The sequence below is a fragment of the Bacillus sp. OV322 genome, from assembly GCF_900112495.1.
Lineage (GTDB): Bacteria > Bacillota > Bacilli > Bacillales > DSM-1321 > Peribacillus.
On record NZ_FOMA01000004.1, the window covers coordinates 490,100 to 509,618 of the forward strand.

General features: G+C 42.4%; 20 protein-coding genes, 14 tRNA genes and 1 pseudogene. 10 read left to right on the forward strand and 25 right to left on the reverse strand.

Annotated elements, in window-relative coordinates; genetic code table 11:
- Positions 1 to 5: 5 nt before the first annotated feature.
- Positions 6 to 788: an ABC transporter ATP-binding protein gene (locus BM126_RS12545; RefSeq protein WP_090989820.1), complete on the forward strand. Its 783-nt coding sequence runs from the start codon at positions 6 to 8 to the stop codon at positions 786 to 788.
- Positions 766 to 1,572 carry an ABC transporter permease gene (locus BM126_RS12550; protein ID WP_256213082.1) on the forward strand — a complete coding sequence of 269 codons (807 nt, stop codon included), beginning with the start codon at positions 766 to 768 and terminating at the stop codon, positions 1,570 to 1,572. Before BM126_RS12545 ends, BM126_RS12550 begins: the two co-directional genes overlap by 23 nt.
- 46 nt (positions 1,573 to 1,618) lie before the next feature.
- Here BM126_RS12550 and ytkD read toward each other — a convergent pair whose 3' ends face one another.
- Entirely contained in the window at positions 1,619 to 2,095 is a 477-nt protein-coding gene (ytkD, locus tag BM126_RS12555) for an RNA deprotection pyrophosphohydrolase (protein ID WP_090989822.1), read from the reverse strand.
- Positions 2,096 to 2,212: 117 nt separating this feature from the next.
- On the opposite strand from ytkD, the gene BM126_RS12560 reads away from it, so the two are divergent.
- On the forward strand, positions 2,213 to 3,061 hold the full coding sequence (locus BM126_RS12560; RefSeq protein WP_090989823.1) for a DUF6612 family protein: 849 nt from the start codon (positions 2,213 to 2,215) through the stop codon (positions 3,059 to 3,061).
- A 245-nt stretch (positions 3,062 to 3,306) separates the two neighbouring features.
- Here the strand turns inward: BM126_RS12560 and BM126_RS12565 are convergent, their stop codons facing one another.
- Complete coding sequence (locus BM126_RS12565) at positions 3,307 to 3,645, reverse strand: hydrolase (protein ID WP_090989824.1); 339 nt, start codon at positions 3,643 to 3,645, stop codon at positions 3,307 to 3,309.
- A 226-nt stretch (positions 3,646 to 3,871) separates the two neighbouring features.
- On the opposite strand from BM126_RS12565, the gene BM126_RS12570 reads away from it, so the two are divergent.
- Positions 3,872 to 4,129 carry a DUF6154 family protein gene (locus BM126_RS12570; RefSeq protein WP_071352329.1) on the forward strand — a complete coding sequence of 86 codons (258 nt, stop codon included), beginning with the start codon at positions 3,872 to 3,874 and terminating at the stop codon, positions 4,127 to 4,129.
- Between the two features lie 170 nt (positions 4,130 to 4,299).
- On the opposite strand, the gene BM126_RS12575 is transcribed toward BM126_RS12570, so the two are convergent.
- A complete protein-coding gene (locus tag BM126_RS12575; protein WP_090989825.1) occupies positions 4,300 to 4,740 on the reverse strand; it encodes a Dps family protein in 441 nt (146 codons plus the stop codon).
- Positions 4,741 to 4,972: 232 nt separating this feature from the next.
- Between BM126_RS12575 and BM126_RS12580 the strand changes: the two genes are divergently transcribed.
- Entirely contained in the window at positions 4,973 to 5,305 is a 333-nt protein-coding gene (locus BM126_RS12580; RefSeq protein WP_090989826.1) for a YhfM domain-containing protein, read from the forward strand.
- 419 nt (positions 5,306 to 5,724) lie between these two features.
- Positions 5,725 to 5,829 (forward strand): annotated as a pseudogene (ytzI, locus tag BM126_RS23325) (YtzI protein); the annotation flags it as partial.
- A gap of 217 nt (positions 5,830 to 6,046) precedes the next feature.
- Here ytzI and BM126_RS12590 read toward each other — a convergent pair.
- Positions 6,047 to 6,520 carry an S-ribosylhomocysteine lyase gene (locus tag BM126_RS12590; RefSeq protein WP_071352333.1) on the reverse strand — a complete coding sequence of 158 codons (474 nt, stop codon included), beginning with the start codon at positions 6,518 to 6,520 and terminating at the stop codon, positions 6,047 to 6,049.
- A 177-nt stretch (positions 6,521 to 6,697) separates the two neighbouring features.
- Between BM126_RS12590 and yidD the strand changes: the two genes are divergently transcribed.
- Both yidD and BM126_RS12600 read left to right on the forward strand, forming a co-directional pair.
- On the forward strand, positions 6,698 to 6,928 hold the full coding sequence (gene yidD / locus BM126_RS12595) for a membrane protein insertion efficiency factor YidD (RefSeq protein ID WP_218154471.1): 231 nt from the start codon (positions 6,698 to 6,700) through the stop codon (positions 6,926 to 6,928).
- Between the two features lie 192 nt (positions 6,929 to 7,120).
- Positions 7,121 to 7,273 carry a DUF1540 domain-containing protein gene (locus BM126_RS12600; protein WP_090989829.1) on the forward strand — a complete coding sequence of 51 codons (153 nt, stop codon included), beginning with the start codon at positions 7,121 to 7,123 and terminating at the stop codon, positions 7,271 to 7,273.
- Between the two features lie 111 nt (positions 7,274 to 7,384).
- Here the strand turns inward: BM126_RS12600 and BM126_RS22395 are convergent, their stop codons facing one another.
- From BM126_RS22395 to BM126_RS12630, 7 genes are all read right to left on the reverse strand, one after another.
- Positions 7,385 to 7,561 carry a hypothetical protein gene (locus BM126_RS22395; protein WP_177201417.1) on the reverse strand — a complete coding sequence of 59 codons (177 nt, stop codon included), beginning with the start codon at positions 7,559 to 7,561 and terminating at the stop codon, positions 7,385 to 7,387.
- Between the two features lie 435 nt (positions 7,562 to 7,996).
- Entirely contained in the window at positions 7,997 to 9,103 is a 1,107-nt protein-coding gene (gene menC, locus BM126_RS12605; RefSeq protein ID WP_090989830.1) for an o-succinylbenzoate synthase, read from the reverse strand.
- Positions 9,100 to 10,590, reverse strand: a complete 1,491-nt coding sequence (locus BM126_RS12610) for an o-succinylbenzoate--CoA ligase (protein WP_090989831.1) — start codon at positions 10,588 to 10,590, stop codon at positions 9,100 to 9,102. Before BM126_RS12610 ends, menC begins: the two co-directional genes overlap by 4 nt.
- 85 nt (positions 10,591 to 10,675) lie before the next feature.
- Positions 10,676 to 11,488: a 1,4-dihydroxy-2-naphthoyl-CoA synthase gene (gene menB / locus BM126_RS12615; protein ID WP_371261443.1), complete on the reverse strand. Its 813-nt coding sequence runs from the start codon at positions 11,486 to 11,488 to the stop codon at positions 10,676 to 10,678.
- Positions 11,489 to 11,508: 20 nt separating this feature from the next.
- Positions 11,509 to 12,303 carry a 2-succinyl-6-hydroxy-2,4-cyclohexadiene-1-carboxylate synthase gene (gene menH, locus BM126_RS12620; RefSeq protein ID WP_371261444.1) on the reverse strand — a complete coding sequence of 265 codons (795 nt, stop codon included), beginning with the start codon at positions 12,301 to 12,303 and terminating at the stop codon, positions 11,509 to 11,511.
- Between the two features lie 2 nt (positions 12,304 to 12,305).
- Positions 12,306 to 14,063, reverse strand: coding sequence for a 2-succinyl-5-enolpyruvyl-6-hydroxy-3-cyclohexene-1-carboxylic-acid synthase (menD, locus tag BM126_RS12625; protein WP_090989833.1), 1,758 nt, complete (start codon positions 14,061 to 14,063; stop codon positions 12,306 to 12,308).
- The gene (locus tag BM126_RS12630) at positions 14,056 to 15,474 is read right to left on the reverse strand and encodes an isochorismate synthase (RefSeq protein ID WP_371261439.1); all 1,419 of its coding nucleotides are present in this window, start codon (positions 15,472 to 15,474) and stop codon (positions 14,056 to 14,058) included. The genes menD and BM126_RS12630 overlap by 8 nt, the downstream gene beginning before the upstream one ends.
- Before the next feature lie 277 nt (positions 15,475 to 15,751).
- On the opposite strand from BM126_RS12630, the gene BM126_RS12635 reads away from it, so the two are divergent.
- Together BM126_RS12635 and BM126_RS12640 are read left to right on the forward strand one after the other, a co-directional pair.
- Positions 15,752 to 16,687 carry a 1,4-dihydroxy-2-naphthoate polyprenyltransferase gene (locus tag BM126_RS12635; RefSeq protein WP_090989835.1) on the forward strand — a complete coding sequence of 312 codons (936 nt, stop codon included), beginning with the start codon at positions 15,752 to 15,754 and terminating at the stop codon, positions 16,685 to 16,687.
- 356 nt (positions 16,688 to 17,043) lie between these two features.
- Positions 17,044 to 17,790 carry a TraR/DksA C4-type zinc finger protein gene (locus tag BM126_RS12640; protein WP_090989836.1) on the forward strand — a complete coding sequence of 249 codons (747 nt, stop codon included), beginning with the start codon at positions 17,044 to 17,046 and terminating at the stop codon, positions 17,788 to 17,790.
- A 437-nt stretch (positions 17,791 to 18,227) separates the two neighbouring features.
- On the opposite strand, the gene BM126_RS12645 is transcribed toward BM126_RS12640, so the two are convergent.
- The 14 genes from BM126_RS12645 to BM126_RS12710 form a co-directional block, all read right to left on the reverse strand.
- Positions 18,228 to 18,299: transfer RNA gene (locus BM126_RS12645), tRNA-Glu, on the reverse strand.
- Between the two features lie 2 nt (positions 18,300 to 18,301).
- Positions 18,302 to 18,392 (reverse strand) — tRNA-Ser (locus tag BM126_RS12650).
- Positions 18,393 to 18,397: 5 nt separating this feature from the next.
- Positions 18,398 to 18,472, reverse strand: a tRNA-Asn gene (locus BM126_RS12655).
- Between the two features lies 1 nt (position 18,473).
- A tRNA-Ile gene (locus tag BM126_RS12660) sits at positions 18,474 to 18,550 on the reverse strand.
- A gap of 5 nt (positions 18,551 to 18,555) precedes the next feature.
- Positions 18,556 to 18,629, reverse strand: a tRNA-Gly gene (locus BM126_RS12665).
- A gap of 6 nt (positions 18,630 to 18,635) precedes the next feature.
- A tRNA-His gene (locus tag BM126_RS12670) sits at positions 18,636 to 18,711 on the reverse strand.
- A gap of 20 nt (positions 18,712 to 18,731) precedes the next feature.
- Positions 18,732 to 18,807: transfer RNA gene (locus BM126_RS12675), tRNA-Phe, on the reverse strand.
- Positions 18,808 to 18,849: 42 nt separating this feature from the next.
- A tRNA-Asp gene (locus BM126_RS12680) sits at positions 18,850 to 18,925 on the reverse strand.
- A gap of 6 nt (positions 18,926 to 18,931) precedes the next feature.
- A tRNA-Met gene (locus BM126_RS12685) sits at positions 18,932 to 19,005 on the reverse strand.
- A 37-nt stretch (positions 19,006 to 19,042) separates the two neighbouring features.
- A tRNA-Ser gene (locus BM126_RS12690) sits at positions 19,043 to 19,135 on the reverse strand.
- A 10-nt stretch (positions 19,136 to 19,145) separates the two neighbouring features.
- A tRNA-Ile gene (locus tag BM126_RS12695) sits at positions 19,146 to 19,222 on the reverse strand.
- A gap of 8 nt (positions 19,223 to 19,230) precedes the next feature.
- Positions 19,231 to 19,307 (reverse strand) — tRNA-Met (locus BM126_RS12700).
- A 22-nt stretch (positions 19,308 to 19,329) separates the two neighbouring features.
- Positions 19,330 to 19,405, reverse strand: a tRNA-Ala gene (locus tag BM126_RS12705).
- Between the two features lie 19 nt (positions 19,406 to 19,424).
- Positions 19,425 to 19,501, reverse strand: a tRNA-Pro gene (locus tag BM126_RS12710).
- Positions 19,502 to 19,519: the final 18 nt, after the last annotated feature.

Below are 19,519 nucleotides of genomic sequence, written 5' to 3' on the forward strand. Positions count from 1 at the left end.
CCTTCATGGGTTTTTTATCAATCCAGAACATTCACCATACGTATTTTTCTAAAACTGCCGCATTTACAGCTCTCGATGGCATCAGCTTAGAAATTGAGGAAGGGGAATTCATCTCCTTCCTCGGCCCCAGCGGCTGCGGCAAGACAACATTGCTGTCCATCATCGCCGGCCTATTTTCTCCTACAGCGGGAAAGGTCATGCTCGGGGAAGGCCGGCTGCATGTAGGAACGAAAAATTCAATCGGGTATATGCTTCAGTCAGATTATCTGTTCCCATGGAAAACCATTGAGGAAAATGTTGTGCTTGGCTTAAAGCTTCGCAATGAAAATGAAGAAACCGCGAGGAATAAGGGACTTAAGCTTTTGCAGGATGTTGGGCTTAGTGATGTACAGGGACAATTCCCAAAACAGCTTTCAGGGGGGATGAGGCAGCGGGCAGCACTTGCAAGGACCCTTGCTGTAGATCCTAAGATTTTATTGCTGGATGAACCCTTTTCCGCACTGGATTACCAGACAAAATTAAAGCTGGAGGATTTAGTTTTCGAAACACTGAAATCCTTCCAAAAGACAGCCATTCTCGTAACGCACGATATCGGAGAATCTATTGCCATGAGCGATCGGATTTTTATGTTTTCGGCCAATCCAGGCAGGCTGCATGCCACATTTGCAGTCCCAGAAGAGATCAGGGGCCTGACCCCTTTTCAGACAAGAAGCCATCCGATATACCAGGAACTATTCCAGACGATTTGGAAGGAGCTTGAGGGTCTTGAAAACATCTCTAAACGTTAAGGATCTGCATGACCGCTATAAATCTTCGTTAACAAAGGAAAAACGCAAGGTGCGCATCTATCAGCTGTTTATATTCCTCGTGTTTTTTTCTGGCTGGGAACTATTTTCGAGAATGGAGTGGGTCGATCCCCTCATATTCAGCTCACCTGCAAAGATATGGGAACTATTCCTCACAAAGCTTTCCAACGGATCTTTAATCACCCATATCAGCGTGACTGTTTTTGAAACGATTCTAGGCTTCATTCTGGGTACACTGCTGGGAACTATGCTTGCTGCTGCACTATGGTGGTCCCCTTTTCTATCTAAAGTGCTCGACCCGTATCTGGTTATATTAAATGCCATGCCAAAGGTTGCACTCGGGCCGATTCTGATTGTTGTCCTTGGACCGGGTTTTACATCCATTATTTCCATGGGTGCCATTATTTCAGTTATTATTACGACGATTGTAGTGTATACCTCATTCAGAGAAGTAGACCCCAACTATTTAAAGGTCCTTCAGACTTTCGGGGCCACAAGACTGCAAACATTCAGGGAGGCTGTATTGCCGGCTTGCTTTCCAACAATCATATCCACCTTAAAAGTAAATGTGGGGCTGTCCTGGGTGGGGGTCATCGTGGGTGAATTTCTGGTTTCTGCCAAAGGACTCGGCTATTTAATCATCTATGGCTTTCAAGTCTTTAATTTTTCTCTTGTGCTGCTTTCACTCCTGATTATTGCAGTTTTTGCGACAATTATGTATCAGCTCGTAGAATTGCTGGAGAAAAAGCTGATTAAAAACGGGTAAAAAAATGGAGGATCCTGCACTCCATTTTTTTATTTGCACAAAGTTTTCAGGATGAATTTTTACCCTGCAGCTTCTTGAGCCTTTCAAGACTAAAGGGCAAGATATCGTCCTTCATGATAAAACTGAAACCCGGCTCCTCTTTTATGTTATGGGGCAGCCTCGATAACAGCACTGGCCCCTCTGTTTCTAAATAGGAGTTCTTGACAGCCATATTGGCCAGCTCTGAAAAATAAATGGATTTTACAAAAGACTTCTTATCATCATGAACTTTGTATTGGCCTAAAAACAGCAGATTTTCAGCTCTGCCTCCCGTTTCCTCAAATACTTCCCTTGCAGCAGCTTCTTCAGCACTTTCTCCCCGCTCCTTCTTTCCGCCCGGAAATTCCATTCCCCTGATTTTATGGCGCGTCAAGACCCACTCACCTCTATAGCTGCAAAGAACGAGGACATGATCCGCACTTCCGAAAACTGCCTCCTCAGACAACTCCACTAAATTCCCTTGATAATCAATAAATTTCTTCATATAGTTACCCCCGGATCACAAACAGTAAAAAAGTCCCATTTATTCCTTTTTCAAACAACTGGCTCGTCATTTGTTATATTCTGTATATATATTCCATTTATGAAAGGAGCACAAATTATGAAACTAAAATGGCTGGCTGCCCCTCTTTGTATTTCCATATTAATGCTTAGTGCGTGCAGCGAAAAGGCAGAGCCCGTATCATCAGAAAAAGGTACTGACAGTACTAAGGACAGCCAAAAATCACTTACACTCGAACAGGTGTACAAAAAGACAACTGAAGCTGCAGGCACCATCAAAAGCCTCTCGATCGATATGAACATGGATCAGGTTACGGATGATGGTACAGGAAAATCTGTTTCTGTTAAATCCGAAATGAAAATGGATGTCATCCAAGAGCCGATTTCTTTTTACCAAAAGGCACGTATTACACCAAAAGGTGAACAGCCTGAGGAAACAGAAAGCTATTTCACGAAGGATGGCTTTTTCACTTATGATCCAACATCAAAACAGTGGATGAAGCTGCCTGATTCTTTGACTGCCGTACTTAAGAATCTCCCTAAAACCCAAGGCAATCCTGCCGATCAGCTAAGAAAGCTGCAGCAATTTGTTAACGACTTTACCTTTCAAACCGACAACTCTCAATATATTTTAACCCTTGATGCATCGGGCGACAAATTCAATGATTTTATAAAAGAAGAAGCTAAGAAAAACTTAGGCCCGGAGTCACAGAATCTTCCGATTGATGACGCCCTGGACATTAAAAATGTGAAATATAAATACTATATCGATAAAAATACCTTTTATCCAAAAAGACTGATTATCGCGATGGAGATGAACGTAAAGACGGCTGGCGAAGAAATCCATAGCAAACAAACCTCAGACAGCACCTTCTCAAACTTCAACAAAGTTAAAGCGATTACAATACCGCAAAAGATCATACAAACAGCAGAGGACATGCCCCAATAAATGTGGAAGCGCCTTGTTCATAGGAACAAAAACTAAGAACGCCGCGTCCTGCGGCAACGTCTTTGTGACCCCCATCCTGGGGGCCCAAGCAAATAGGGTTTTGGCCTTGGAAGGCGCTCTTTGCCTTCTAAGGACAAAACATCTTTTGCACAGCGAGCTAGGCGCTGGAGCTGGATTCATTAAAAAGCGGAAGCGCCAGTTCAGGCTCCGCTAATCAAATATACAAAAACGCAGGATGAGATCTCTTATGAGAAGCCATCCTGCGTTTTTGCCTGAAGAATTCCTATTGCCTCTATATGATTTTTTGCCTCCTGATCGCCAAGCTCGTGTATCATTTCGTAAATTTTTTGAAGTGCCATATCATTCGTATCATTGCCGCGGTCGTAGTGATATTGCACATATGGCACATGGGCACGATAGAAATTTTCAATATCTGCGGAATAACTCTGATCAAAGTAAGATCTAAGCCTGATAATTTCATTATCGGTTGCTTCAATCTTATAATTCCATGTAGAGCATTCCCGATCCTGGAATATTTGTCCGCTGCCCAGCTCAATATAATAGGTCTTTTTGCTTTCAGCCAAAGCATCTGCCCCCTTGTTTATTTGTTAGTTATATTTTCCTTCACGAAGCACCTTTTCATACCCAAAACCTTTAGAGGATTTTCATATTGCATTGTGGAAGTTTTCTATCAAAATGTAAAAAAATAGATTAAAGAATCATTCTAAGGGTAAAACATATAGTATATTCAAAAGTTGTTTTTTCGGTCAAAAATAGCTGCACAGACATCCAGATTGTGAGGTGATAGGAATGAAACTGATTGAAGACTTGTATAATCTTTATCGGAACAAGCTTACAGGGGATGAAGAAGATATCGATATGCTGGCATTTGCTGTATTAGAACAGCTTGACCGCGGGGAAATCCTCGGGCTGCTTCAGGATATGGATGACCAGGAATTGAACAATTTAATGGGGTTATATATCATCGAGTCATTAAAAGGGAAATTCGCTCAAGAAAGCCTTGATGACGTGAAGCCGCTTCCCTTTCACCAGCGCAATATCCATTAAGGTTACTGTCTGCTGATATCACTTTCCATACATATCTGCCCTCACTGCGGAACATATAAAATGACCTGCAGTGATCGATTTCAAAGAACTGAGCCGGCATTTTATAGCCGGCTCATTTTCTTTGCAAGCAAAAAAAAGACCCGCTTTAAAAGCGGATCTTTCCTTAATTATCAACGTCCAAGATAGGCTCTTAGCATCCATGCATGTTTATTAAGGCTCTTCTTCATGCCAATCAGCATATCACCAGTAACCTGGTCATCGTCCTTCTCGGCAGATTCTATACCTTCCTCGAGTTCCTTAGACAATTTTTCAAAGTCGGTAATAACACTTTGAACCATATCTTCTGTATTTTCCTGGCCTGTAGCTTCCTCAATGGAAGTCAGTTCCATATATTCCTTAATAGTTGCAACCGGCTTTTCCCCAAGTGCCAAAAGCCTTTCTGCAAGCTCATCCATGTTAGCAGTCACTTCATTATATAGTTCTTCAAGCTTTACATGGAGTTCAAAAAAATGCGGTCCATTAACGAACCAATGATAATTGTGCAGCTTTGTATAAAGCACGCTGAAATTGGCGATTTCCTTATTTACCACTTCTACAGTCTTTTTAGACATACTATCAACCTCCTGTATATATTTTATATATTTCCCTTTTACTAAAAGTTAAAACATTTATTTAGCAAGCTGCTATGGGCTATTGTTTAGGGATTGTGACCTTTATTAAAGAATATCGTCTATACAATTAAAGGAGGTCATTCAAATATTTCCAGATAAAAGAAATAATCATTATTTCAGCAAGTTTAGCATTATAGTTTCTTTGTTTCTTGTCCTACTTGCTGGATGTGCTATGAGTACAATCAAAATACCACTTGTTATTAATAAATATGATGCAGATGGTAACGAGCATCCATATAAAACCATTAATAACGAAGAAGACATTAAAGAAGTCAAAAAAGTTCTTAAAAATGCTAAGTGGGAAAATTCAAAAGTTGAATTAAAAAAAAATCCTGATTATAACTTTTATTTTGATAATCCTAATGCAAAAACAATTGAATATAGATTATGGATTACACCGAATAAGAAACAGATAGAAATTTATAAAGGAACTGCTGAATTTGCCAAGTTATCAGTAAAGGACTCTACAAGTATTTTTTCCATTTTTGAAATCAGATCGAATTAGCAAGATAGACCTTTTGAACATTTCAACTGTGTTATAACTTGATTTTTGACAGGCTGAATATGCATATGCTCCCACCCGTTTTTCGAGTGATAAATGCTTCCCCATTCAAGCCATCTAAACTAATAAAGGCAGTTTTCAAGGGAATTTTACTGCCACACCTTGAGAACTAAGCCAAGTTTTCAAATGACTATGAAAGCTATTAACTTGCTGTATAAAGTATATACCTTTCGTCAGCCGTTCCTTTTTGCTGTTCGTGAGCCAATCTATGTCCTCAAACAGTCGGATAGCTGACAGGTGATTCATCCTCCACTTCCTCATTGGACTATGCCCTTCACATTCCTTAAAGTTTGGGTTTTCTCACCTCTATTTTGATAAAATAGGATTAAAAGGAAAAGGGAGGGATTCGCTTGGTCACAATCATGATTATTGCGGGCATTTTAATTGTCCTTGCCGTCTTGCTGCTTTCGGTTACTACAGTCAATAAGGGCTATGGCTATAAGCACACCATTGATCCAATTGATAACAAGGATGACAGCCATGGAAATGATTCCTTTGCAGACAAAGCTGAAACTTTGGAAGGGCAAAACGAAGATCAGCCGAAGTAATGAGACATATCCAACATGATAAATCATTACGGCCGGGATGTTTATGAATACATCCGCTCATTATGGCTGCTTTTTTATTTCTCTGTAAACTAAAAAAGCAGCCTCAGGGCCGAACCCCAGGCTGCTTTCCAATTATTTATGCGAATACTTGATGAAGATCTTCTTTGCTTTGTTTAAGCCAGAAGTTCATCAATTTTTTTGCTCCTTCAAGGTCATGAAGTTTAGCCTGGCCGCATTGTGTTTCATTTGCAGCAGGAATTTCAGTGACTTGCACGCCATCCTTCATGGTTTCTTCCAGAACATCGATAATCTCTGAAACCGTAGGTTCTCCGCTTACGACCAGGTAAAACCCTGTCTGGCAGCCCATTGGGGAAATATCAATGATATCAAAATGATCATACTGCTCGGAATGCTTGCGGATATTATAAGCAAGCAAATGCTCAAGCGTATGGATGGAATCCGGCTGCATTGACTGTTTATTCGGCTGGCAAAAACGTATATCGAATTTATTAACAACACCGTCTGTACCTACTTTATGAACACCGCAATGTCTGACAAAAGGGGCTTTAACAGCGTTATGATCTAATTCAAAGCTTTCTACTGAAGGCATTTTATCACTCCTTATTGTTTTCTGTATCCTATTCTACAGCTAATTCCGACATTTTTCATCTATTTTGTTTGATTTATAATTAATTTCTGGAATAGGCATCCCTGCTGAATCTCTATAGAGATATATGATATAGTTGCACAAGAAGCATTAACACATTCTATGAAAAGGATGACACTCATGATCAACAAACTCCTTATAGGATTAATCCGTTTTTATCAGATTGCCATTTCCCCTCTTAAGCCCCCTTCCTGCCGTTTTTACCCTACATGTTCTCATTACGGAATTGAAGCGATTAAGCGTTTTGGGCCTTTTAAAGGAAGCTGGCTTACTTTCATCAGGATTTTAAAATGCCAGCCGTTTCATCCTGGAGGCTTTGATCCTGTCCCTGAAAAAAAGAGGAAAAAATAAAGTAACTTTTATGTCATTGTTAATGGCTGTTTTCGTAAACTTTGCTGCTATGGAACAAGGTGGCTGATTTCCGCTCCAGGTTGCTCGTTCTCCGCGGGGCAGTAACTAAAATACCATTTAAAAATAAGAATCATGAACTCTAAATGGCTAACCCTATATATGTTCGTTACTTTTACTATAGGAGTGGATATCATGGCAGAGGATGTCAAATGTACAGTTAACAATTGCCGATACTGGAAGCATGGAAACCGTTGTTCTGCTGAAAGCATCATGGTGGTAAACTACTCTGAAGAACGTGCACATACAAGCAATGATGCCGGCTGCAGAACCTTTGAGCCTGCATAATGTAAAAATACAGGAAGGGAAGCCTGCATAATGTAAAAATACAGGAAGGGAAGCCTTCCTGTTTTTTATTTATATATATACGATTTATACAGCTAGCTAAAACAAGAAACCTTATAAAATCCTTTGTATAAGAAGGAAACGCCCTGAACGCTTTTTAAGCCGGCATTTCTGCCTGATTTTCTTTATCTCATTCACATCAAGGGCGGTAATTTCCTTTATCACATTAATCGGCAATCCTCTTAATAGCAGTATTTCAGCAATAAGATATGGTTTATTCTCAGAACTCATATGATCTCCCTGCCTTTTTAAGTGATGGGCTTTTTTAATCTTGTCTGTTAATTTCCGCTGAAGGTGCCCGCTTCTCTAAAAACGTACACCTGATGAGACTGTAGTGTTTATTATAAAAAGATAACCAGGAAAAGACTATCGGCACATGCCTATTTTGCAGCCTATTTATACAAAGGCTGTTTTCGTAAACTTTGTTGCTAAGAAACAAGGTGGTTGATTTCCTCTCCAGGATGCTCGCTTTCCGCGGGGCAGCCGGTGAGCCTCCTCGGCTGCGCCTGCTTAGGTCTCACCTTTTCTGCTCATCCCGCAGGAGTCTCGCACCTTACGCTCCAATCTACCTGACTTGACAATGGGAAGCCTCACATAACAAATTAAAAAAACAACAATTTTTAAGAAAAGAGCCTATACAAAAAAAAAGGACCCTGCATACGGTCCCTAGTTTGAATATACTTCTTTGTGAAGCGTTTTTTCAGCGAGCTTTTTTACATTGACCGAAAAACCGATTCCGGCAGACTTTGGCACATCAATACATCCATTTTTCACCACAACCTCAGGATCTATAATATCTTCCTCCCAATACTTTGAAGAAGATGAGATATCACCAGGAATGGTGAAGCCTTTCAATGAAGCAAGAGCTATATTATGGGCTCTGGAAATGCCAAATTCAATCATTCCTCCGCACCATAGGGGAATATCCTCCCTAATGCACAAGTCATGAATGCGTGCAGCTTCTGTCCATCCCCCGACACGTGACATTTTCACAGAGATGATTTTACAGCTTCCTAGTGCAACAGCACTTTTGGCATCCTCATAGGAGCTTATGCTTTCATCCAGGCAAATAGGCGTATTCAATTCTTTTTGGATCATGCTGTGCTCAACAATGTCTTCTGCACCTAAAGGCTGCTCAATCATCTGCAAACCAAATTGATCGAGCTGCTTAAGGCGTTCTAAATCGCTGAGACGATAGGCCGAATTTGCATCTGCCATTATAGTTAGATCCGGATACCTCTTTCTGATTTCAGATAAATAGTGCAGATCATTTTCAGGACTTATCTTAATTTTATATCGCTTATAGCCTGTCTCCAGATAATCTTCAATCTGTGACAATGCTCTTTCCAGCTCTTTGGCAGCAATCACTGCACCGGCAGCCACCTCTGTTCTTGTCCCTCCAAACAGGCTGCCGATATACACACCCTGCTGTTTGGCATATAAATCCCAAATCGCCTGGCTAAGTCCAGACTTAGCCATCCTGTTTCTCCTGATTCCCTTCCATAATTCAGACAGCTGTGAAGGATGTTTAAGCGCTGCTGACAGGAGCATTGGGACTAAAAAATCCTTCAGCATGTGCCTGCAGGTGACAATAGTCTCTTCTGTATACCAGGGACTTGAAAAAGGAACGGCTTCCCCGTACCCTGTTCTCCCCTCATGATCACGGACTTCAATTACGAGTGCCTCACGTTCGGTCACCGTTTCCAGATGCGTTTGAAAGGGTGACTTTAACGGAGCCGAAATATGGTATATAAAGATAGAATGGATATTCAATCGCTTTCCTCCAGACGTTTTTTCAGCTCTCTTCTTAGAAGCTTATTAGAACCGCTGCGCGGAAGCTCTTCACAAAAGATAATCCTCTCGGGGATCTTATAAGATGCAAGGTATTGCCGGCAGTATGCAAGCAATTCTTCGGCTGATGTCCTTTTCCCAGAATGCCTTACAACAAATGCTGCAGGCACGCTGCCCCATTTAGGATGATTCATGGAGGTTACTCCAGCTTCGAAGACATCATGATGCTTCATCAGTACTGACTCGATTTCGGCAGGATAGATATTTTCCCCGCCTGAAATAATCAAATCAGATCGGCGGTCTAGGACATACAGAAAACCCTCTTCATCAAGATACCCAATGTCACCTGTATAAAGCCAGCCATTTTGGATGCTTTTTTCTGTTTCCTTTTCACGATTGTAATATCCCTTTGTTACATTAGGACCCGAAACTACAATTTCACCAGCTTCATTCGGTGCTGCCACCCTTCCTTCAGCTTCTATCCGGAGCTGAGACGGGAAAAGCGGTTTACCCGCAGAACCGATTTTCTTCAAACTGTACTCAGGAGAAAGGGTGACAATTTGAGAAGAAGTTTCAGTCATTCCGTATGTTTGATAAACAGGTATCCCCTTATCCCTGCATTCCTCAAGAATTGGAAGGGGTGCAGGACCTCCGCCAAGCAGCATGCACCTGAATGATGAGGGATATCCGCCTTCCCCGACATTTTGAAGCATTCTGTTCAGCATGGCCGTTACAACAGAAATTATGGTAACTCCCTTATTCTCTATCATTCGATTAGCTTCATCCGGGTCAAATTTATCTGTGATTACGATTTTCATTCCATAAATGACATTTTTCATTAAAATGGAAAGTCCGCTTATATGAAAAAGAGGAACTGCACAGAACCAGCAATCATCCTCCCTTAAACCTAGATTCAATACTGACCCGACAGCGCTCCACCAATGATTGCCGAATGTCTGAATCACTCCTTTCGGATTCCCCGTAGTGCCAGACGTATACATGAGAGTAGCCGTGTCATGCTGATTGAACTCTTCAATGATCTTCACATCTTCAGCTTTTTGCAATTGTATGTCTTCCTTTACAGAAAAAACAACATCTTGCACCTCGCTTAAAACTTCCCTGTTTTTTTCTGAAAATGCTTCCTCGGATATAAACCATCCTGCTTTGCTGTCTTTAATCTGAAAGCTTATTTCACTGCCAGAAAGGCGATTATTGATCATCACGATTTTTACCCCAAGGTAAAACAAGGCATGAATCATGACGGCACTGTCAATATGGTTTTTAAGCATCAGTGCACATGTATCTGCAGGTTTAAGGCCGATAGCAGAAAGCTTTCCTGCTGTTTTTGCTGCTAGTGTATCAAGATCTTTAAAGGTATATGGGGCACCTTGAAATTCAATTGCTATTCTGTCTGGAGTCAGTTCAGCTCTTTTTTTCAGCCAATTTGGCAGCTTTTCCTGTGGAACCATATGTATTTCTCTCCTTTAGAGAAAAACAGCCCGGCGAAGAATTCGCGGAGCTGTTTTGCATTTCAATTTATTAAGGTTTTCGCCATTAAGGAAAACGAGGGAACTGGCCAAAGTCAGGGCTGCGTTTTTCCTTGAATGCATCTCGTCCTTCTTTTGCTTCATCTGTAGTGTAATAAAGCAATGTTGCATCACCGGCAAATTGCTGGATTCCAGCGAGGCCGTCTGTGTCGGCATTGAAGCCAGCTTTCAGGAAACGAAGTGCAGTAGGGCTCTTCTCAAGCATTTCCTTACACCATTGAACCGTTTCTTCCTCTAATTGCTCTAAAGGAACAACCGTATTCACCAAGCCCATGTCCAAGGCTTCCTGCGCGCTGTATTGGCGGCATAAATACCAAATCTCGCGTGCTTTCTTGTGGCCTACGATGCGTGCCAGATAACCGGAGCCATATCCAGCATCAAAGCTCCCGACTTTAGGTCCTGTTTGTCCGAATACGGCATTATCAGCTGCAATCGTTAAATCACATACAATATGAAGAACATGTCCGCCGCCGATTGCATAACCTGCTACCATTGCGATAACAGGCTTTGGAATAACGCGGATCAGGCGCTGAAGATCAAGGACATTCAAACGCGGAATTTCGTCCTCTCCCACATATCCGCCATGGCCGCGGACTTTTTGGTCTCCTCCAGAACAGAATGCCTTTCCACCCGTTCCTGTCAAAATAATAACGCCAACTTCTGAATTGTCGCGTGCTCTTGAAAAAGCATCAATCAATTCCATAACCGTTTTTGGACGGAAGGCATTATGTACCTCTGGACGATTAATTGAAATCTTAGCAATGCCATTATACACTTCATAAAAAATATCTTCATACTCACGCTGTGAAACCCAATTGATTGCCAAACTTTTCTCCTCCTTTATAAGTACTCACTTATTATTTTACCAAACTTTTTCTCTTGTTCCACATGAATTGCATGTCCTGCACCGTTTATTATTATCACTTCGCAATGTTTCATGTGTTTTTTCATGGAATATGCAATTCTGCAGAATTTTTCATCAAGCTCACCAGCCAGCAGCAATACCGGAAAATCGAACGTGCCAAGCTTTTCCCACCAGGAGGGCTGTGCACCTGTTCCCATCCCATTCAAACTGTTTGCAAGTCCAATGGCTCTATTAGAAAGCCTCTGATTCCGGATCTCCTGCTGTACATCTTCCGGCAGGCTTTTTTGGGTAGTAAACAAAGGGATGTTTTCCCAATAGTCCACAAAACGCTCCAATCCCTCATTTAAAATCATTTGAGACAATTTCTTATCTGCCATGATCCTTTTTGTTCTTTCCATATCCTCCTTGAGGCCTGGAGACGCACTTTCAAGTATCAGCTTATCAATTCGTTCCGGATAGAGTGCAGCAAAACTTAATGCAAGCCGCCCTCCCATGGAATAGCCCAGCACACTTACTTTTTCTGCCTTCAGCTGGTCAAGAATCTCCTTTAAATCACCTGCCGCCTTTTTTATTTCATAGCGATCGGAATCTTCAGGTGAATCTGTTTTTCCATGGCCAATGATGTCGACAAGAATCAGCTTGCATTTTGAACGGAGAACGGGAATAAGAAATTTCCAGCTGTCAAGATTGCCTGTAAATCCATGCAGAAGCAAAAGAGGTTCTCCCTCTCCCGCTACCTCAACATGGTATTCGACATCCTGACAGGAAATCCTCAAGAATTCTCCCCTGGATTGGCATTTTTTATTTCCTGGGAAACAAAATTCCACAAATCCCGATGCTTTAAGACATTGGTTTCCCTTAACGTAGGAACTTCAATAATTTTCAAACCCGGTATATTAAAAGATTCTGTAAGGGTTTTTGAAAAATGATCCCAACTCTCAGCCTTTGCATAATTAGCTCCATATAATTGGGCAGCATGCGAGAAATCCAATCCATGCGGAGTGCCGAATAAAACTTCAAAATTTTCTTTTTCACTGGATTGAGGCAGAAACGAAAAGATTCCTCCTCCATCATTATTAATCAGCAGCACTGTTAAATTTTGTTTTTGAAGCTTAGCTGCAAGGAGCCCGTTCATATCATGGAAAAAGCTTAAATCACCAATAGCCAGAACTGTGTTTTGCGATACTGTACTTACCCCGATAGCAGTTGATACGACACCGTCAATTCCGTTGGCACCCCGATTTGCAAGTGTCCTTATTCCTTTTGAATTATTAAAAAAGAATGTGTCCAAGTCACGGATAGGCATGCTGTTTCCGACAAATAAAGTGGAATGCTCGGGGAGGAGATCACTTAAAAGCAAGAACAGCTTTCCTTCATTAAGCTCATGGTCATCTCCTATTGCCAAAAGCGCACTTCTGACTTTTTCATTCAGTGATACCATGTATTCAAGAAAATTCCGGTCTTCTTTTTCATCAATTCTCCGCAGCATATCATGGCAAAAGGAGACTTCATCGCAGTAAATCATATCTGTAGCCATGCCCGCAGGCTCTCTCCAGCCTGCTCCGCCGTCCACAACCATATGCCTTGCGCTTGTTTGTTTTTTTATAAATTGCAAAAGCGGTTTTGAAACAGGCATGGCTCCAAACCGCAAAATAAGATCAGGCTTGCAGTTTTCCGAGATTTCATCAAAACGCAAAAAGGTATCATATGTATCCACAATCAGCTCTTTGCTATGGTCTCCGCTTCTAAGCTGTGACAACGGATCTGCAAATACGGGAAAACCAAGTTTGCCTGCAAGTGAAAGGATAGCATCCTTAGTCGTTTCATGCTTTAATTCACCGCAAATGATGATGCCTGATTCTGATTCGTTAAATACCTGTGCAATCCTATCCACTTGTCCTGGCGAAAGTGCAAGCGCCCCGCTGTCTATCATAACGGCTGCTTCGCGTTCTTCCTCGCTCCCCCATTGCTCTTTTGCCATCAATAGATCCGGAACAAGCGGCTCACGCAGCGGAAAGTTTAAATGAACGGGTCCAGACGGCTCTTTTGCTGCCTCGGCTATAGCGCGGGCAGAAACATTCCTTGCGTACTTAACCATTTGATCGGTATTCTCTGGCAAAGCCATTTCTACGAACCATTTCACATTCTTGCCGTATAAATTGATTTGGTCGATGGCCTGTGGGGCTCCCACGCTTCGCAGCTCATGGGGACGGTCCGCTGTTAAAACAATCAGCGGAACTCTTGAATAATAGGCTTCTATAATCGCCGGATAATAATTGGCTGTTGCCGTACCTGATGTGCACAGCATTGCAACTGGCTTATTAAGGGCTTTTGCGAGGCCCAGAGCAAAAAAGCCTGCTGATCTTTCATCGACATTAATATGCACGGTAATATCCGGATGTTCTACAAGCAGCATTGCAAGCGGTGTTGATCTGGATCCAGGGCTCACTACAGCGTGTTTCACATGATTTTGTGCTAATTCATCAACAAAAGCAGCAGCATATGCTGTCAGTGCTTCACGGTCATTCATGAAGGTTTCCTCCTAATGCGCTTAACATCGGGTTAAATTTAATGGATGTTTCCTGATATTCGCTTTCCGGTGAAGAATCCTCTACTACTCCGCATCCTGCAAAAAGAGATGCTTCATTTCCCTGAATTAACCCAGATCGTATTCCCACCGCAAATTCGCCATTTCCATAAGAATCTGCCCAACCGATTGGTCCGGCATACAATCCGCGCTCGAGCAGCTCTATTTCCCTGATTCTGGTGACCGCTTTTTCCTTTGGCAGCCCGCCTAGTGCCGGTGTCGGATGAAGCTTATCAATCACCGAAAAAACCGATACAGCAGGGTCGCATTCACCTGTAACTGGTGTATACAAATGCTGGATATGCCTTATTTTCATAAGCTCAGGTTTTTCAGGTATGTATACTCTGTCGCATACCGAATTTATTGCTTTAGAAATCATGGATACAACATATTGATGTTCAATTAGATTCTTCTGATCACAAAGAAGCTCAGCCCCTAGAAGCTCGTCCTCTTCTTCTGTTTTACCTCTGGCAATTGTTCCGGCAAGGCATGCAGAATAAAGCTGGCCCTTACTTTTCTTGATCAGCCTCTCAGGAGTAGTACCTATGAAGCAGTCACTGCCCGACTCCAGGCTGAATATAAAGCTTGCAGTCTGCTCTGCCATAAGCCTTTCCAGTATTGCTTCAGAAAAAATCGCATCCTGAAAAACCAGGCGCATCTCTCTGGCAAGCACAATTTTATCCAAATCAGTTTCTTTAAGTTCCTCTACAGCTTCGGCCACTGTTTTCTTCCATTCTTCCGGCTGGATCTCTGTTTGTGAAAGAAGTTCATTGCCAGAAAAGCTGCCGCGGCCCAAGTTTTCATAAATATATTTTTCCCGTTCATTTATCAAATCAATAAAATGATCTGCACTATCTTCTGGCGAACAGATAAGATTGGCGGTTAAGTAGGCTTCCCCTTCACAAATGCTTAGCATAAAGGCAGGAATATACAGTAAATGATCCCCGAATTGATCCCATAGCATAGAGCTGCTTTTTTGGTAATCAAACGAAAAACCTCCAAACAGCAAAGGGCCAGTCGCAGCAGCATCCGCTGTTCCGATCTTAACAGCATTGCTCAGCAGGTCTGACCATCTGGACTCAATTTCCTTAAAGCGTGCAGCATTAGCCGCACCCTGAAGTTTTTCAGCTTTACCTAAACCAATAATGGTAGTTTCTTTGGCAGGATCCTGCCAAAAGAAGCGTTCACCTGCATATCGTTCTCTTCCAGCTTGATAAAATGAAAGGGGGTTGGTAACATCTATTTTTTTTACTTCGCTGAACAGCACATTTTGGTTAGTTTCCTGTGCCTTTTTTAAGGCCTCAGTTAATCCAAAAAGAAGTTCAGACTGCTGTGAGATAGCCAAAAAAATCACCCCGAATGTACATTTTAAAAGCTTTTCAAACCTATTTAAAGATACACCTCAATTTGTCTCCCTGTCAATTATTCCACCTTTTTCATAGCCTTTCCGACTGCTTTATTCCTTATTAATATATTCTTCCTCAAATACAGAACTAAAATTCTTAATCAGCGGGAAATTTGTTCGTTTGCATTGACACCTGCAGGATGTTTTCCTACACTTAACCTGTATGCCATTTTTTATAGCGCCTTATATCGGGGGTTATTCATAAATCAAAACTAGGAGAGAAATTATGCAAAATAAAGATCATCAAAATCCCGGGGCTATCCGGCCTGAAAAGCGAAGCTGGAAGATCTGGTGGGAATTAATTCGTCCCCATACATTGACGGCTGGATTTGTGCCCGTCTTAATAGGCACAGCACTTGCCTTGCAGACAGAAAGTGTTAATGTACTGCTGTTCGCTGCAATGCTGATTGCCTCATTACTTATCCAAAGTGCGACTAATTTATTTAATGAGTACTATGATTTTAAAAGAGGTCTGGATAATGAGAAATCAGTCGGTATCGGCGGAGGCATCGTGCGCCACGGCATGAGCCCGCAATTTATTCTGAATCTTGCCCTTGCCTTATACGGAATTGCCTTGCTTCTAGGCATATATATTTGCGCTGTATCATCCTGGTGGATTGCTGCAGTGGGGCTTGTCTGCATGGCAGTAGGCTATTTATACACCGGCGGACCGCTTCCAATATCATCCACTCCGTTTGGGGAGCTGATGTCAGGATTATTCATGGGATTCTTAATCATATTAATATCCTTTTACATCCAAACAGGAACCGTTTCAAAAATGACGGTACTGGTCGCTATCCCAAGCGGCATATTGGTGGGACTGATTAATTTCGCCAATAACATACGCGATCATGATGGTGATAAAGCAAACGGACGAAAAACCCTTGCTATATTAATGGGTCAAAAAAAATCTATCAAATTTATGGGCATTATGTTCACATTCGCTTATCTTTGGGTAATCGGACTTTGTGCAGCCGGAATCGTTTCACCGTGGCTTTTGCTTGTCATCCTAAGTGTGCCTAAAGCCGTTAAAGCCATTAAAGGATTCATGGGCAAAACCATTGCTAAAGAAATGGTTCCTGCCATGATTGCAACTGCCCAAACAAACACGATATTCGGCTTATTATTATCTGCCGGTTTATTTATAAGCTACTTTCTATAAACTCAATCCCTGTCCCCATGCACATGCATGGGGATTTTTCTTTTACACTTTGAGGGCCATAGACAGGCTGCCTTGTTATACCCATTTTTGTACAAGGCTGTATTCGTAAACTTTGTTGCTATAGAACAAGGGGCTGATTTCTGCTCCAGGATGTTCGCACCTTACGCTCCAATCAACCAGACTATTTATAAGAAAAGAGCCTTATAAAAAGAGAGAAAGCACCTCAGGGAGTTTTCATTTTATTAAATGACATCAATTGCATAAAACTTTCCTTGTTTCCAATGCTTAAAATTCGGGTATTTAATCCTTACACTCAAAAAAATATGTTCGACCAACTATTAAGGAGCGGATAATCTATGGCTACAAAAGAGCAAATTAACTCATTAAAAAATGAACTGCTTACACTAAAAGAGCAGCTTGAACAAAGAGTTGAAAATGATCATGAAACAGTTTTAGATAAAAGCGAAAAAGAATCAGTAGGAGAACTGTCTTCATATGACAACCACCCTGGTGATCTGGGCACAGAGCTATTTGAAATTGAGCGGGAAAAAGCATTGGACAGCCACGCTGAGACTGAGATTGAGAAAGTTAATGCTGCACTCTCCGCAATCAGTGAAGGAACATACGGCATATGTAAAACCTGCGGTACGGAAATACCTTATGAGCGCTTAGAGGCAGTGCCTTCCACATTATATTGTGTAGAGCATACACCTGAACAGCATACGGCTTCAGACCGGCCTGTGGAGGAAGACCTGCTGATTCCTTCTAAAGGAGACAGCTTTGAAAACAGGCATAGAGGCAATGCAAATGAAAAGGAAGACAGCTTTGGCGAAGTAGCCCGCTTCGGAACATCTGAAACACCTTCAGATTTTACAGGCGATAACGAAAACTTCGATTCTTTATATAAAGAGGAAGACGAAACAAACGGCTTTACCGAGGAATATGAAGGGTTTCTAGGAAATGATATAGAGGGCAAAAATAAAAAAGTGTATCCCACAAAAAGAGAAGAAAAATATGAACAAAGACTGGACGATGAAAATATGGAATCTCCGCTGGGAGACATTCCATATAAACGGAAGGACAGCTATGTAGATGAAAAGTAACCATATAATAAAGGGGGTGATGACTTATGTTATCACCCCCTTTATTATGAATTGCAATCCGTGCATACTGGCGAGCCCATTTTTTATGATTCATTCCCGCATTTTATCCTGCCTCTCGTACAAGCTATTAAATCCCTTCTTAAAAGGCTGCTGAAAATAGTCATAGAGATAGACTTTGAATACTTCCAACCCTATTTCTGCAGTGCCCCGTCGGATTTCTCAGCTTTAGGCATCGTGAGGTTCATTATTGTTTAATGACTGGACAATTACGTGCATTTTTTTGTTTCAAAGTGTGGAATCCGAGCATTTATTATAGAAGCAAAAAACAGGCCAGACACCCATTTAAGTAAATGGAATCTGGCCTGACTATATTCTGGACGTAAGCATAAAGTAAATGAAAAAAAGATGTATACAGTGAATGTATACATCTTTTAATATGACCCATACGGGATTCGAACCCGTGTTACCGCCGTGAAAGGGCGGTGTCTTAACCGCTTGACCAATGGGCCAGTGGCGGAGAAGGAGGGATTTGAACCCTCGCGCCGCTTACGCGACCTACACCCTTAGCAGGGGCGCCTCTTCAGCCTCTTGAGTACTTCCCCAAAAATGGCTCCGCAGGTAGGACTCGAACCTACGACCGTTCGGTTAACAGCCGAATGCTCTACCACTGAGCTACTGCGGAATGGTGGGCCTAAATGGACTCGAACCATCGACCTCACGCTTATCAGGCGTGCGCTCTAACCAGCTGAGCTATAGGCCCACATTTGGAGCGGGTAGAGGGAATCGAACCCTCGACATCAGCTTGGAAGGCTGAGGTTTTACCACTAAACTACACCCGCGATATATGGGGCGGATGATGGGAATCGAACCCACGAATGTCGGAACCACAATCCGATGCGTTAACCACTTCGCCACAACCGCCACAGTTATTTAATATATAATGGTGGCTCGGGACGGAATCGAACCGCCGACACAAGGATTTTCAGTCCTTTGCTCTACCGACTGAGCTACCGAGCCAATTGGTAATATGTATGACATATTATTTAAATCTAGTGAAAATGGCGGTCCCGACGGGAATCGAACCCGCGATCTCCTGCGTGACAGGCAGGCATGTTAACCGCTACACCACGGGACCTAATGATTGCGGGGACAGGATTTGAACCTGCGACCTTCGGGTTATGAGCCCGACGAGCTACCAGACTGCTCCACCCCGCGACAATAAGAATGCTTCATATGCTGTTATTAATAAAAATGGAGGAGGAAGAGGGATTCGAACCCCCGCGGGCTTTGACACCCCTGTCGGTTTTCAAGACCGATCCCTTCAGCCAGACTTGGGTATTCCTCCGTATTGAAGATGGTGGACCTTGTAGGACTCGAACCTACGACCGGACGGTTATGAGCCGTCTGCTCTAACCAGCTGAGCTAAAGGTCCTTATATTTTGGTAGCGGCAGAGGGGATCGAACCCCCGACCTCACGGGTATGAACCGTACGCTCTAGCCAGCTGAGCTACGCCGCCAAATAAAATATAGGAAATGATATGGTGGAGCCTAGCGGGATCGAACCGCTGACCTCCTGCGTGCAAGGCAGGCGCTCTCCCAGCTGAGCTAAGGCCCCATTTTTTTAAAAAATCACATGGTCGGGAAGACAGGATTCGAACCTGCGACCCCTTGGTCCCAAACCAAGTGCTCTACCAAGCTGAGCTACTTCCCGTAATATGGCGCGCCCGAA